Annotated in this window: 10 protein-coding genes; all 10 read right to left on the reverse strand. The window is 35.8% G+C overall.

Translation table 11 applies throughout. The annotated features are described in order from the left end of the window. Positions 1 to 136: 136 nt before the first annotated feature. On the reverse strand, positions 137 to 1090 hold the full coding sequence (hutG, locus tag CDZ89_RS13005; RefSeq protein WP_100333788.1) for a formimidoylglutamase: 954 nt from the start codon (positions 1088 to 1090) through the stop codon (positions 137 to 139). Beyond that, a complete protein-coding gene (gene hutI, locus CDZ89_RS13010; RefSeq protein WP_100333789.1) occupies positions 1080 to 2342 on the reverse strand; it encodes an imidazolonepropionase in 1263 nt (420 codons plus the stop codon). Before hutI ends, hutG begins: the two co-directional genes overlap by 11 nt. Further along, complete coding sequence (hutU, locus tag CDZ89_RS13015; protein ID WP_096154874.1) at positions 2343 to 4010, reverse strand: urocanate hydratase; 1668 nt, start codon at positions 4008 to 4010, stop codon at positions 2343 to 2345. A gap of 739 nt (positions 4011 to 4749) precedes the next feature. Continuing rightward, positions 4750 to 6258: a histidine ammonia-lyase gene (gene hutH / locus CDZ89_RS13030; RefSeq protein ID WP_096154876.1), complete on the reverse strand. Its 1509-nt coding sequence runs from the start codon at positions 6256 to 6258 to the stop codon at positions 4750 to 4752. Between the two features lie 282 nt (positions 6259 to 6540). After that, a complete protein-coding gene (gene hutP / locus CDZ89_RS13035; RefSeq protein WP_096154877.1) occupies positions 6541 to 6975 on the reverse strand; it encodes a hut operon transcriptional regulator HutP in 435 nt (144 codons plus the stop codon). 311 nt (positions 6976 to 7286) lie between these two features. Next, on the reverse strand, positions 7287 to 7904 hold the full coding sequence (locus tag CDZ89_RS13040; RefSeq protein WP_096154878.1) for a hypothetical protein: 618 nt from the start codon (positions 7902 to 7904) through the stop codon (positions 7287 to 7289). Between the two features lie 66 nt (positions 7905 to 7970). Continuing rightward, the gene (locus CDZ89_RS13045; protein WP_096154879.1) at positions 7971 to 8591 is read right to left on the reverse strand and encodes a class I SAM-dependent methyltransferase; all 621 of its coding nucleotides are present in this window, start codon (positions 8589 to 8591) and stop codon (positions 7971 to 7973) included. Between the two features lie 11 nt (positions 8592 to 8602). Beyond that, a complete protein-coding gene (locus CDZ89_RS13050) occupies positions 8603 to 10618 on the reverse strand; it encodes a DUF4179 domain-containing protein (protein WP_100333792.1) in 2016 nt (671 codons plus the stop codon). Between the two features lie 126 nt (positions 10619 to 10744). After that, positions 10745 to 12835, reverse strand: a complete 2091-nt coding sequence (locus CDZ89_RS13055; protein ID WP_100333793.1) for a hypothetical protein — start codon at positions 12833 to 12835, stop codon at positions 10745 to 10747. A gap of 133 nt (positions 12836 to 12968) precedes the next feature. Next, complete coding sequence (locus CDZ89_RS13060) at positions 12969 to 15065, reverse strand: hypothetical protein (protein WP_100333794.1); 2097 nt, start codon at positions 15063 to 15065, stop codon at positions 12969 to 12971. Between the last annotated feature and the right edge of the window lie 464 nt (positions 15066 to 15529).

Below are 15529 nucleotides of genomic sequence, written 5' to 3' on the forward strand. Positions count from 1 at the left end.
CCCACAGGAGTCTTCGGTTTGCACTCCAATCATCTGCTAAAAAGGTGTAAAAAAATCCGACTTACCCTTATAAATCAGGGATAATGTTAGGATTATTCTTCGTTCAATAAAGTTCTGTCCCAGCCTCTTTTTGGTTTTATTTTTTTATTCCTCGTAAAAACTCTAAGATAACATGAACTGCTACTCGGCTGGTCATATCTCTAAAATCGATTGTAGGGTCGATTTCCACTATATCTATAGCTTGCACATTTTCTAAACCACTTAGCATGTGAACAGCTTGAAGTAGTTGTTCAGAGGTTAATCCTCCTGGCCCAATGGCAGGACACCCAGGTGCGTATGCTTGATCTAACACATCCATATCTACTGATATATAAATGTAGTCCACATTTTCTTGTAAAATATTTATCGCTTGAAAAATAACATTTTCCATTCCTAACTGACGAACATCTTCCATTGTAAACACGGTAATCCCTTGTTCTTTGGCGTAATCATAATAATATTTACTATTAGAGTAATTTCTAATACCAATTTGGACAATGTTTTCACCAGAAATGACACCTTGTTCGATTAATCTTCTAAATGGCGTTCCATTCGTCGGTCCACCATCTTCCACATTTCTTAAGTCATGATGTGCATCAAACTGAATAACACCGTACTTTCCAGGCTTAGCAGCTGAAATTCCTTTTAAAGTAGAGTAGGTGATGGAATGGTCACCACCAATAATGACTGGCTTACTTTTTGGATGTTTACCTACAACGTCTGATAGGCTTTTTTCTATACGCAAATAACTTTCGTTCACATCCGTTACATGCATCTCTATATCCCCAAAATCGACGTAGCTTGATTCACTTAAATCAACATCTTCTTCGATTACATAAGTGGAATACGACTGAAACAGCTTCCTTACCGTTCCTGGAGTAAAACAAGCACCAGAATGACTAATGGATGGCTTAGAAAGTGGCACTCCAATTAGTGCAGGACCACTAACACTTTCTTCACCATTCCAATCTGTAAACAAAGTTGTAGCTTTTGGAAAGTAGCGATCGGTAAACAAAGGGCTACCTGCCTTTTGGAGAAAATTAGATTTCACCTAAGGCCCCTCCTTCCGATACTAACTTTCCATTTACGTATACTTTGTTCGTATGGTTCACTCCGTAATGATATGGAACATACTGATAGTTTGGGGCATTCCAAATTACGACATTTGCTTTTCTTCCTACTTTGAGTTTTCCTGCAACATCTCCACGATTAATAGCATAAGCAGAATTTACGGTTACAGCATTCCAAATTTCTTCGCATGTCATTTTTAACTTTAACATGGCAAGATTCATAATAAATTGGATGTTTTCAGTTGGAGAGCTACCTGGGTTAAAATCAGTTGCAAGGGCTACAGCTGCTCCATTATTAATCATTTCTCTCCCACGAGCGTAACTATCTTTATTTAAATAAAAAGTAGTTCCTGGTAATAATACTGCAATCGTGTTCGAACTACCCAATTCGTTTACCGCTTCATCCGACGCTGCAATTAAATGGTCTGCAGAGGTAGCTTCTAACTCTATCGCTAACTCCGTTCCACCTAGAGTAATAATTTCATCCGCATGGATTTTCACATCAAAGCCAGCTTCTTTTGCCGCTTTTAAATATTCTCTAGATTGTTCAATGGAGAACACGCCTTCCTCGCAAAAAATATCCACAAATTCGGACAAATTTTCTTTTTTAATCTTTTTAAATAAATGTTTCATTGTTTCTAAGAAAGCTTCTGGTTTACTCTTGTATTCTTCTGGGATTGCATGGGCACCTAAAAATGTAGAAACGATGTCTATATTTGTATCTTCGCCTAACTTTTTAGCAACTTGTAATTGCTTTAACTCTGCTTCCTCGTGAAGTCCATACCCGCTTTTTGCTTCTACCGTTGTCGTTCCGTAAGATAGAATACGTTGCAAATGGAACTTTGCTTTTTCATAAAGGACTTCTTCTGAAGATTCTCTTGTCGCTCTTACCGTGGAGTGTATTCCGCCACCTTGTTTTAGAATATCTAAGTATGGTACACCTTGTTGTTTAAGTGCAATTTCGTGTTCGCGTGATCCGCCAAATACTAAATGAGTATGTGGGTCTACTAAACCTGGCGAAACAATCTTCCCTGTGCAATCAATCGTTTGAGTACTAGTGAATCCTTCTGCTTCTTCCGTTGAACCAACAAATTGAATGACCCCATCTTTCCAACCAACTGCTCCGTTTTTGATTAGAGGAAGCTGGTTCATCGCTTCCCCTTTTAAAACACCTTCCTCATGGTCCATCGTCAAAAGTTCGTTACAGTTTATAAGTAATACATCTAATTCCATTTATTCTACACCGTCCTTTTGCATCGGAATGTGTACTCCTTTTTCTTTCGCTACTTCTTGCGCTAATTTATATCCTGCATCTGCGTGGCGTACTACACCCATACCAGGGTCAGATGTTAACACTCGCTCTAATCTTCTTGCGGCAGCTTCCGTTCCATCTGCAACAATTACCATGCCTGCATGTAAGGAGTAACCCATTCCTACGCCACCGCCATGGTGAACAGATACCCAACTTGCACCGTTTACCCCGTTGATTAATGCATTTAAAATTGGCCAGTCGGCTACAGCATCACTACCGTCTAACATTCCTTCTGTTTCACGGTTAGGGGAAGCAACCGAACCACAATCAAGGTGATCACGTCCGATTACGATTGGCGCTTTTAATTCACCTTTTGCTACCATTTCATTAATGATTTTTCCAAAACGCGCACGCTCACCGTATCCTAACCAACAAATTCGAGATGGCAATCCTTGAAATGCTACTTTTTCACGCGCCATTTTAATCCAATTACATAAATGGGTATTATAAGAAAATTCTCTTAAAATCACTTCATCTGTTTTGTAAATATCTTCAGGATCTCCAGACAAAGCTACCCAGCGGAAAGGTCCTTTTCCTTCGCAAAATTGTGGACGAATGAATGCTGGTACAAAGCCTGGGAAGTTAAACGCGTCTTTCACTCCTTCGTCAAAAGCTACTTGACGAATGTTATTTCCATAATCAAATGTAATGGCACCTTTTGCTTGCATATCTAACATCGCTTGTACGTGAATTGCCATACTTTGTTTAGAAAGTTTTACATATTCTTCTGGATTTTCTTTCCTTAATTGGTTAGCTTTTTCTATCGTTAAACCAACTGGCACATAACCGTTTAATGGGTCATGAGCAGAAGTTTGGTCTGTTAATAGATCAGGTGTAAATCCTCGCTCGACAAGCAATGGTAAAATTTCTGCAGCATTGCCAACAAGACCTATTGCAAGCGGCTCACCTTTTGCCTTATATTCTTCTGCTTTTGTTAATGCTTCGTCTAAATCATGAATGATACAATCACAATACCTTGTATCTAAACGACGTTTAATACGCTCTTCATCTACATCAATACCGATCACAACTCCACCGTTCATCGTCACAGCAAGTGGTTGAGCTCCCCCCATTCCACCAAGTCCAGCTGTTAATGTAATCGTTCCTTTTAACGTGTTGTTAAAATGTTGTTTAGCCGCTTCTGCAAATGTTTCATATGTTCCTTGTAAAATCCCTTGTGTGCCGATATAAATCCAGCTACCTGCTGTCATTTGTCCATACATCATAAGTCCTTTTTTATCTAATTCATGAAAGTGTTCCCAAGTTGCCCACTTCGGTACTAGATTAGAGTTTGCTAGTAACACTCTTGGTGCGTCAGAATGGCTTTTAAACACTGCAACAGGTTTACCTGATTGAACGAGTAGTGTTTCGTCTTCTTCTAAATTCTTTAGTGTTGATACAATAGCATCGAAGCTTTCCCAGTTACGAGCTGCCTTACCAATTCCACCATATACAACTAGGTCTTCTGGGTACTCCGCTACTTCTGGATCTAGATTGTTCATTAACATACGAAGGGCTGCTTCTTGCACCCATCCTTTTGTATTAAGTTCGCTACCGCGTGGTGCACGGATTACTCGATTTTCTGTCATAATTAGTCACTCTCTTTCTATAAAATTATATTTTTGATGTAAATATGATAGGTTGTTTATGTTTAAGTACAAAGAAAAGTCTAAGATGTTATTGCTTATGTGTACTATTCTTTGATAATAGTAAATTTGGTTTTGAGAGAACATTCCATGGACGGTTTCGCTTGTTTTTTGGCGCGTACCGGCCTTGAGTTCACTTCCCATGGACGGTTTCGCTTGTTTTTTGGGGCGAACTGGCCTTGAGTTCACTTCCCATTGACGGTTTCGTTTGTTTTTTGGGGCGAACCGGCTTTGAGTTCGCTTCCCATTGACGGTTTCGCTTGTTTTTTGGCGCGTACCGGCTTTGAGTTCACTTCCCATGGACGGTTTCGCTTGTTTTTTGGCGCGTACCGGCCTTGAGTTCACTTCCCATGGACGGTTTCGCTTGTTTTTTGCCGCGTACCGGCTTTGAGTTCACTTCCCATGGACGGTTTCGCTTGTTTTTTGCCGCGTACCGGCTTTGAGTTCGCTTCCCATTGACGGTTTCGCTTGTTTTTTGGGGCGAACTGGCCTTGAGTTCACTTCCCATGGACGGTTTCACTTGTTTTTTGCCGCGTACCGGCCTTGAGTTCGTTTCCCATGAACGGTTTCGCTTGTTTTTGATGTACCGACCTTGAAATCTTTTTCATAAAGGGTGTCGCTTATACTAGAGCCCTCTCTTTCCCAACTATTGTTTCTCTTAATCCTTCATATATTTTTTGCTCTAAGTTTTCGCATGTAAAAGTTCAGTACCGTACTCTTCTTTCATCCATTTAGCCAATGCTTCGATGTCGGTTGAGAACACTCTATCTTCGGTAATGCTGGGTACGATTGACCTACCTTTTTGGTACCATTCTTGCATTTTAGGTGATGCGAGCTTTACCCCACGATATTCTAAGGCTTGCATTCCACAAATCCATTCAATCGCTAAAACCCTTCTTACGTTTTCAATGATTTGGTATGCATGTCTTGCCCCAATTGTTCCCATGCTTACATGGTCTTCTTGGTTTGCTGAAGATGGGATAGAATCCACACTTGCTGGATGAGCTAACGTCTTATTTTCTGAAACTAACGAAGCAGCACAATACTGCATAATCATTGCACCTGATTGCAATCCTGGCTTAGCACTTAAAAATGGTGGTAAGTCGTTTAGCTGTGGATTAACTAATCTCTCCACTCGACGCTCAGAAATATTGGCCAGTTCCGCCATTCCTATTTTCAAAAAGTCCATTGCAAAAGCAATCGGTTGACCGTGGAAATTACCGCCAGAAATGATTTTTCCTCCATCATCGAACACAAGTGGATTATCCGTTGCTGCATTCATCTCAATTTGTAGCTTTTCTTTTACATATACTAACACTTGCCACGATGCACCATGTACTTGTGGAATACAACGTAACGAATATGCATCTTGAACTCGCAACTGACCTTGTTTTGTCACTAATTTACTACCATCTAACAAACCTCTTAATCTACTAGCTACATCCACTTGCTCGTTATATCCTCTTGCTGTATGAATGCTTTCATCAAATGCATCTGTAATTCCTTGAAGTCCTTCCATCGTTAGCGCAGCAACATAGTCAGCTTGATACGCTAATCTTTCCGCTTCTAAATAAGCGATAGCACCAGTTGCGGTCATTGCTTGTGTCCCATTTATTAATGCTAACCCTTCTTTTGCCTTTAACTCGATTGGTGTAATTCCACACTCTTGTAACACTACAGCTGATGCACGGCGTTTTCCTTTGTAAAAAACTTCTCCATCACCAAGAAGCGGTAATACTAAATGAGATAATGGTGCCAAATCACCGCTTGCGCCAAGTGACCCTTGTTGTGGAACAACTGGTATTATCCCTTCGTTCACATATTGTAGTAACCGTTCTACAACAACTGGCCTAATGCCTGAAAAACCTTTTAACAATGCATTTGCGCGTAGAACTAACATTGCTTTGCTAATGTGAGGTGAAAATGGTTCGCCTACACCACATGCATGAGAGTAAATTAGATGTTTTTGTAATACTTCCGTTTCACTTTTATCAATTTTTACATCACTAAATTTACCGAAACCTGTATTAATGCCATAAACGATTTTTCCTTGTTCTACAATTTGTTCGACTGCATTTCGGCTTGCAGCTACTCTTTGTAGTGCTTCTTTACATGCCATTACCTTTTCTTCCTGAAAAATAATTTTCCCTAACATTTCTAACGTTAAATTACTACCGTTTAACGTAATCATGTTTCGTTCCCCTCTCATCCGACTAAAGAGCAAACAAAAGGAGGCCATACTTTAAGAAGACGAAAATGGTTCGTCTTTCAAAAGTACAGCCCCCTATTTATCAGCTACTATGGGCGTTTACTTATTAATTTGGTTGTTACTATGATACAATTAGTTTATTGATAAACGACCTTTTATGAATAAACTTAATTACTCTTTTGCAATTATGTTAAAAGGTAATTTAATAAGTATTATGTTTTATAGTTCGTTTTTCGTCTAGTAATCATATATTATGACAGGCACTCAAATGTGATTAATTCCTAAACCGATTGTTTCATGTTCAGATCCCCTTACTGGTGCACCAATTGTTCCGTATAGTGCTACAGCAATCCAATCTCCTTCTTGCTCATCATCATAGGGATTACCCCTCACTACAGAAAACCTTAAACCTACTGTACGCATAAGTGATCCGAGTTGCACTTGCCCTCTCGTTACGCCACTTAATGCATCCATAATGGCATGATATAAAGCATGCGTTTCTCGGTACCCTTCTGCCCGAATGATACCTTCTCGTTTTGCCGCTGTTTCGATTGCTGCTACTACTTTTTGTGAATCCATGGATCCTACTTTCCCAACGCACCGTTTCCAGTTGTTCGGAATTTGAACCATTTCGTTTTCATCTGTTGTTAAGGCTAACATAATCGCATGTTTGCCAATTCTATTGTCTACAGTCAGCATTTTAAACTCTCCAAAAAAATAAAAATTTTCTAATAACTATTGTCTAACTTAAGTGTAAAGGTGGTTATGCTACTATGTCAAGAATTAAAAAGGGTTGTCTAGAAAGTAAGTTCTAGACAACCGATTATTTTGTTTCTAAATACGTTCCCGTGGTGTTGTCGCTTTCCGCGGGGGAGGCGGTGAGCCTCCTTGAGCCCATAGGCTCTGTGGGGTTTCACCAGTCTGCCCTCTCCCGCAGGAGTCGACAACACCCACTGGAACTTTTAATGTTAGCAAACAAGTTAAATTCTTATTACTATTTAATAAAATACTTATTCATACTCTTTAGAAAGGATGTAATATTGCAACCCTTTCACCGAATCTAACGCTTTTTGTTGAAGGTCTTCAGCTAATTGATGATTCTTTTGCTTTTTCGCATACTCAGCTTCTAAGCTATAAATCATCCACTCTTTCTTCAGATGCTTTTTGTTGTCTTCATATGCTTCTTGATCTTTTTCATGAATGGCAATTGCTGTTAAGAAATAATGACGAAACTCAGGTTGACTAATATACTCTAACTCATCTTTTACTCTATAAAAGTTTTTCATAAGTAAGTAATAGTTAGCAATGAATACGGCTGTTTTCTTTTTATTTTTCCACTTAGCTTCGATGTTTTCCAATGCTATTTTTGCGCCTTTCATATCTTTGTTTGCTAGCTTTAAAACAAAGTCATAATAAGGCTCTTTCTTTTTCTTTTCTAAGTACTTCTCAATTTTTTTTACATCCTTTGATAAAAACATGTACTGAATGTCTTTATAAGAAAAAAGAATAAACGCAATGATCAGCAAAAATACAAAGTACCAAAAACTAAATTGTACGTTAATAATTCCAAGAAAAATTCCTATTAGAAAGCCACCGATGATGATTGCTGTTAGCTTTTGAAAGTTCATAGCATCTACCTCAATTCAAATAATCACTTTCCTTTACTTTAACAAACTATAAGCAAATTGAAAACACTAGTATTTCTTCTTCCAAACCATAGATTGAAAGTTTAAATCACTATTTCCAATTACTTCTTTTGGAATACCCTTAAACGAGACAAGTTCAAAGTATTCTCCAACAAACTCCACTATTTCTTCATTTCCAAAAAACGAGAAAAATCTCTTTGGTTCGTAAAAGTCATTTTCCCAAACACCCTCGGAATTTTTACCACCGTATACTCCGTAGTACAATAATCCACCTGGTTTTAAAACGCGCTTAATCTCTTTCAACACTTTATCTAATTCGTTTTTCGGAACGTGGAGTAAGCAGTTTAAGGCCCACACATAATCAAAGCTATTATCTTCAAAGCTCATTTCATCAAAAGACATTACTTTTGCATTTAACCCTTTTTCTGTACACTTTTGAACCATCTCAGGAGATAGATCAATACATGTAACTTCTAGCCCTTGTTCAAGAAAAAATTTGCCATCATGCCCAGGTCCCGCTCCAATCTCAAGTAGCTTTCCCTTTTTATTAAGTTTGGCTAAAAACTCATTTCGCTCGATAGCTTTCCATCCCTCGACTTCAGTTGTGTTACGTTCACTGGCTTTATTATTGTAAGCTTCTAAAAGACTGTCTTTATATGAATCACTCAAACTACTCTCTCCTAAAACCCGTAATTTTTTAATGGTACTTTTATTGGTTCTTTTAAATGAATTACCCTTGTTATATTGGCATTTGTTAGTACGATTTCTTCTGGCATATTTTCTTCAATAATTAACTCGATGTGCAAAAATATTCCAGGGTCATTTTTTAGTGGATCAAAATCTAGCTTGTTAGTACTATGAAACCATCTATTCATTTCGTTATTTGTAACGGTCCAATTAGTATAAGCAGAAAAAACATTTTCATCTACTCCTGCATCTTTAACAATAATTTCATAACTCCCTCTAGAGTGATTACCGTTCGGTTCCAACTTGCGAACAGTTAACGTCTCTAACGTTTCACCATACATCGTTTTATCTAGCGCCAAGTCTTCCACTTCTCGTAATGGTATTTCAAGCGATTTAATTAGTTGAGTGGAATAGTATATCTCGTTTATTTGAATATTTAGCTCCGAATCTTTGTTAATTTTATCCTCTATAGTCACGCCTGAACTAGCTTCTTCAAATCCCCAGAAGTTTAAATTAATTCCACTAATGTCCGCTAAAAATGGGCTAAAGGTAAAGCGTTTTTGTGTACTGTTTATATTGCCCTGTTCTGTCATATAAACCGGCAGTAATCCGCGTCCATTGTAATCTACCATTGAAATAAATGATTGAAGCACTAAGTTTCTGCGGATAACGGATTCTCGTAAATCTTCCCCATTTTCTATTTTCTCTCCCAATAACCTTTTTACTTCACTATCTGTAATATCCATTTCTAAGTCTAACAAAATGCCAGTTGGCGTATAAACTAGTTCATTCAACTTTAGTTCGACTATATCTAAAACGTTGTATGTCTCGTCTATTAAGACTACCTCTCTATTATCTTTAAAAGGAGCGTACGATACGGGAACCGTAACATCCCAATTACCAATAACATTTTCTATTTCCCTAATTGCAACCTGCAAGTCAAAAGCTTGAGGTATATCTTCCACTTTTGTTAATGAATAAACAAGAACTTTCTCTGATTTGTCTAAATAAGGTATATTAACAGCACCGAGGAAATGCTCTTTTTCGCCATCTATTATCTTCCCCCAATATTGTGGTTTCCGATCTAAGTTACCCCTTACTTCTCTTTCTTCCCCTAATTCATCTAGTAAAGAATAATGAACAATAAGATATTCTGGCGATACATCTACTTTGTTAACGGTAAATGTAAAACCAGCATCCGAAACGGAAAACGTATCTTCTCCCCATGCATTATAGAATTCACCGTATTTCACATAGTTTGTGACCGCTGTTTTCCAGTTTGATAAGTTTGGTAACAAAAAAATAAAGGAAGCAAACACAGCTACGACAATACTAGCTAAAATGGCTTGTTTTTTCCAAGATCGTTTTTTATTCGTTTGAGATGGCAACTGATTCATTAATTTTGATAAGAAATTATCTTCTATTACCCTTTCGTTCATTGCTGCAACATACTTCTTCTTCATACTTTTGATTTTCTTAACCTTTTCACGGCAGTTAGGGCAAAATTCGAGATGGTCTTCGATAGTTTCATCATTATTGTTACCGGAAAATGCTAGTAATCTATCGATTGGAATACAGGATTCTGTAGTCTTTATATTTTGTAATACTTCCCCGCAAATATTCATTAAAGCGGATTGATAGTTGCTATCCACTTCGTCCTTAGTAATACCAACAATATGAGATATCTCTTCTGTACTAAAGTGTTGGATTTCAGATAGAAGAAAAATATACGTTTCTAAAAAATTCGGAAACAGCGGGGAATTAGTTTGGATGCTGTTCGACAGTAATCTAAAATGTTCCTTAAAAACAAGGCTCACTATGTTCTTTTTTTCAGACAAACTGTTATATGTATTCGTAAAGGTTATTAATATTATTTCATCCACTTTTTCAGCGTTTAGTGGGAAGGCTTTTGTTATACAATAAGCATTTTCTATGTAAGGGGCTATTAGTTTAATAAATAATTCTTTGTCCCCAGCCAATATCTTTTGAACTTCTGTTTCAGTAATCATACATTTCACCTCTTTTGAAAAGTTATACTATTATTATATCATTCTTCCAATATATGTTTTCGAAATGTTTATATTTCACAATAAATAAAAGTGCCCTAAAATACATAGGACACTTACACTAAATACTTATTCTTTTTTGCCAAGTGAGATTTTTAATGGCTCTTCTAATTGGATTATACGTTGCATTCCAGTTGACTTTATTTCCACTTCTTCTGGTGTATTTTCATCAATAAATACTTGAAGATGGAAGCCAACTGTGTCTGTTTCATAAGTATGATTATTTTCCCCGTAAGTATAGCTAACTATTGGTTGCCATCCATCTCTCATTTCTGTTTCATGGACGTTCCAATGATATATGTTTTTATCGTGTTTACTTTGTTTGGATCCTTTCATCACAATATCAAAGCGTTCGGGATTATATTCTTCTTTATCTACTGTAACTTTTTTAATCGTAATAGTTTCAAAAACGTCGCCATTCACTTCAATGTTTAGTGGATAATCTTCCACTTCTTCTAACTTTATTGGAATGGAGATGTCTACAGGTATATGGTATTGAAAGCCTTGTAGTACCATATACGTTGTTTCATCTGTATCTAATCTTCCCTTTACAATAGACTCTCGCCGATTATGCTCACCATTCTCATATAATGCACGCAATTCTTCCATATCATAATAATAATCGCTAAAAGCTGACTTTTGAGGTTGGCCATATACCCAATTCCGGTTGTATTCTATTATATCAATAGGGATTAAATGTAAATCATTACTACTTTGTATGGATACCATTGGATACACATTGTATTTTAAATAATTTGAGTCAAAACCATATTGTTGTTTTGATTCTTCACTTGTGGATGCCGTGATTCGATCTACTTCTTCGTCCGTTAAGCTCACTTTATATTCTATAATATTTCCAAGAGAGGTTTTCAAAAATTGCTCAATGGAAAATTCTATACTGTTAGCAAATGTTTCTTTTACATCCATATTAACAATTTCAATATTATCTTTAAATGGAGAAAACTTTATAGGAATGGTTAGATCCCATAACCCTCGTCTATGAGCTATTTCTCTAATTGTTATTTCTAATTCAAATTCATCTGGAATTTTTTCAATAGAATCAAGAGAAAAAATTAGAACATTTTCACCATCATTTAACATGGGTATATTAGAAATTGCTAAGTCGTACCTGATATCATCTTCTGTTTTCATTCTGAAGACACTATCTCCCCATGGTTGCACAAGGTTTACATAATAGTTATTTTCATTTCTATAAAATCTATCTTTCGTTTCCTTATCTACATCATAATGAACATACAAAAATAAAGGGGAGACTTCTACATGCAAAACTTCAAATTTAACATTACTATCCTCTACCGCATACGTACCAGATCCCCAAACATTATAAAATTGGCCATACTTCACATAGTTGGAAGCAGCTGAAACCCACGTGACAACGTTTGGTACGACGAACATAAAGATGGAGAAAAGTGCAACAACGGAAAGTGCTGCTAAATATTGATATCTCCATGATTGTTTCTTCTTTTTATATGGAATTAGTTCTTCCATTATAGTTTCTGCAATCTCTACATCTAAATGCTGGTTTCGCCAAGCTTTTAATTTTACCTTTTTTAATGATTTCATAGAAAAGATTGATTCTCTACAGCTTGGACAAAACTCTAAGTGATCTTCTACTTTTGATTTAATTTTCTCATCATTTATTTTCTCCACGTATTGAAGTAACTCTTCACTTGATAAACAACCATCTGCCAGCAATCCTTCTGTCAACTCATCCACATAAAAATATTTGTTAGCGTTAGTTAAAGCTAATTCTACATCTTGATTAGAAATGTTTAACGCTTTACTAATAGTTGATTTACCAACATGCAGTAATTCGTGTAATAAGAATATGAACGTTTCTTTGTAGGAAGCGTTTAGTAATGGTGCTTCTTCCATTTTAATATTTTGCTCTAATACTTTGAATAAGTAAGCAAACTTTGTTGTAGCAAACCACTCCGAAAATATTTCCGATTCTTTATAGTTATGTAACTGATTATATGTATATATGAAACTATCTTTCACTAAAGTAATAGCTGTTTCTTCGTTTATGTGAAATGTCTTTACAAATACATATAAGTCTTGTTCAAATGCTTCAGCAACTTTAGAAAACAATTGCTTTTCACCTAATAAGATTTTTTGTACTTCGATGTTATCTAACAATTATTTCACCTCTAATACTTCATCTTACTATTAATTCTTTCATTTATCATACCATTTTCTTTCAAAATATTGTAAGCAATAACAGAAAATTAAAAAGTGTCCTACTTGTGAATAGGACACCTTTAGTTTCATTTTACTCGTTAATATGTAACGGTATTCGTAACGGTTCTTCTAGGCGAATGATCCTTGTGGCTCCGTGAGTTCTTACAACAGCTTCTTCTGGCGTGTTGTCATCAATATAGACTAAGAACTGAAAACCAACCTCATCATCTTCGTATGGGTTATTATATTCGTTTCCGTACTCATAATTGATATATCTTTGTTCATAAGAGTTATCATCAGCTTCATGGATACCCCAATGATAAATATTTTTCACTTGTTTATTATGGCTAGAACCTTTCATTGTAATTTCAAAGCGTTCTGGATTGTGGTGGTCGTTTTCTAACGTTATTTTCTTAATAGTAATCGTTTCAAAAACGTCGCCGTTTACTTCTAAATTCAAAGGCATATTATCTACTTCTTCTAATTTAATTGGAATGGAAAATTCTATTGGGACATGGTATTGAAAACCACTTAATACCATATACATTGTATCTTCTTTAGTAAGTCTTCCCTTCACAATTGAATCTCTTGGATTATATTCGCCCTTCTCATATAAAGCTTGTAACTCATCTGGATCGTAATAGAATTGGCTATATGCTGCTTTTTGTGTTGTTGTTTCAAGTGCCGGGTTATTATGTCTGTAGTTGTCATAAATATGTATAGGAATTAGATGAAAGTTGTCGGCACTTTCAATCGTTAACATCGGATTAACATCATTTTTCAAATAACTAGAATCATAACCATTACTTTTTGCCTCTTCAGACAATGAATCCATAATTCTATTAACTTCTTCATCAGTTAAGTTCACCTTGTACTCTATGACACTTCCAAGAGGTGTTTTAATTATCTGTTCAATCGATAACTCAGTACTATCTGCAAAGGTTTCTTTTAAGTTAATATCAACTATTTCAATGTCATTCTTAAAAGGCGCATATTGTATTGGAATGATTAGTTCCCAATTTCCTTGAGTATGAGCAATTTCTCGAACATTTAGTTTTAAATCAAAAGAATCTGGGATTACATCTGTAGAATTAAAAGATAGAATTATAACATTTTCTCCATCTTTTAATGGTGGCATATCCGAGACGCCTAAATTATATGTTTTATTATCTTTTGTTTTCATTTGAAAAGTACTATTTCCCCAAGGTTGTATAAGGGAACCAAAATAATTTTCTTGTTCAAAAAATTTTTCTTTTGTTTCATTATCAACATCGTAATGTACATACAGAAATTTTGGAGAAACTTCTACATGTAACACTTCCAATTTAATATTTCTGTCTTCTACTGCATACGTACCAGATCCCCAAACATTATAAAATTGCTCATACTTAACATAATTGGAAGCCGCTGATACCCACGTGACAACGTTTGGTACGACAAACATAAAGATGGAGAAGAGTGCAACAACGGAAGTGGCTGCTAAATATTGATATTTCCATGATCGTTTCTTCTTTTTGTATGGTATAAGTTCGTCTATAATGATTTGAGAAATATCTGCCTCTAACTGCTGATGTCGCCAGATTTTTAACTTTGTTGCTTTTAACGATTTCATTGAAAAGACAGACTCTCTACAGCTTGGACAAAATTCCAAGTGGTCTTCCACTTTTATTTTTGATGAACCCTCTATTGTGTTTTTGACATATTGAAATAGTTCTAGAGCTGACAAACATCCTTCTTTTTCCATTCTTTCTTCTAATTCTTCTTTGAAAAAATGTTTGTGTGCATGAACTAATTCTTTTTCTACATCCTGTACCGAATTATTTAACACCTTACTAATTGTGTATATTCCAACCTGGAGTAAATCGTGTAATAAGAAGACGAATGTTTCCTTGTATGTAGCATTTTGTATTGGTGCCTCTTTGTCAGTGAAATGTCTTTCTAATTCTTTAAATAAATAAGAAAATATTGTAGTTGCAAACCATTCAGAAAAGACTTCTGTTTCTTTATAAAAATGCAGATGATTATATGTATATATGAAACTATCTTTTACTAAAGAAATGACAATTTCTTCTTCTATGTTAAATGCCTTTACAAACATATATATATCTTGCTCAAATGTTTCCACAACTTTAGAAAATAATTGCTTTTCACCTAATAAGACCTTTTGTACTTCGATGTTATCTAACAACTTATTCACCTCATATGGCTCATCTTTTTCATTTCATTATCTTAACGTATTATACCATTTTATTTCAAAAAATTGTAAGAGATTAGCGGAAATTAAGTTTAGATAAAAAGAGTTGTCAGAAGATTATTAGTGATATTAAAATTTATATAAATCAAAAAAAGTGTCGGATATGTAACCGACCCCTGTGGGAGTGGGCAGGCTGGTGAGCCTCCCCCGCGGAAAGCGGCTACATATCCGACAAGGCTTTAAATTCACTAAATTCTGTTTTACATATATAAGTGAATTCATTAAAACTTATTTGTGTAAAAGTATTTTAGATATATTTCTCTTCTTACTTCATCCATTGAGGCTTCCATACGTTTTGGTTGTTGTTTGGATGACTTTCTCTTGAAGAAAATGGCTAACATGTTCATCCCTCCATCTATTTTAAGTTTGGCTTATTTGTTTTGCTTACAATGTAAGTG

The organism is Bacillus alkalisoli (assembly GCF_002797415.1).
Lineage (GTDB): Bacteria > Bacillota > Bacilli > Bacillales > Bacillaceae_I > Bacillus_CD > Bacillus_CD alkalisoli.

Bases quoted from the DNA above. Each gene is read 5' to 3' on its own strand.
- hutP (WP_096154877.1), bottom strand. From the start codon at position 6,975: ATGCTGACTGTAGACAATAGAATTGGCAAACATGCGATTATGTTAGCC.
- hutI (WP_100333789.1), bottom strand. From the start codon at position 2,342: ATGGAATTAGATGTATTACTTATAAACTGTAACGAACTTTTGACGATG.
- CDZ89_RS13040 (WP_096154878.1), bottom strand. From the start codon at position 7,904: ATGAACTTTCAAAAGCTAACAGCAATCATCATCGGTGGCTTTCTAATA.
- hutU (WP_096154874.1), bottom strand. From the start codon at position 4,010: ATGACAGAAAATCGAGTAATCCGTGCACCACGCGGTAGCGAACTTAAT.
- CDZ89_RS13050 (WP_100333792.1), bottom strand. From the start codon at position 10,618: ATGATTACTGAAACAGAAGTTCAAAAGATATTGGCTGGGGACAAAGAA.
- hutH (WP_096154876.1), bottom strand. From the start codon at position 6,258: ATGATTACGTTAAACGGTAGTAATTTAACGTTAGAAATGTTAGGGAAA.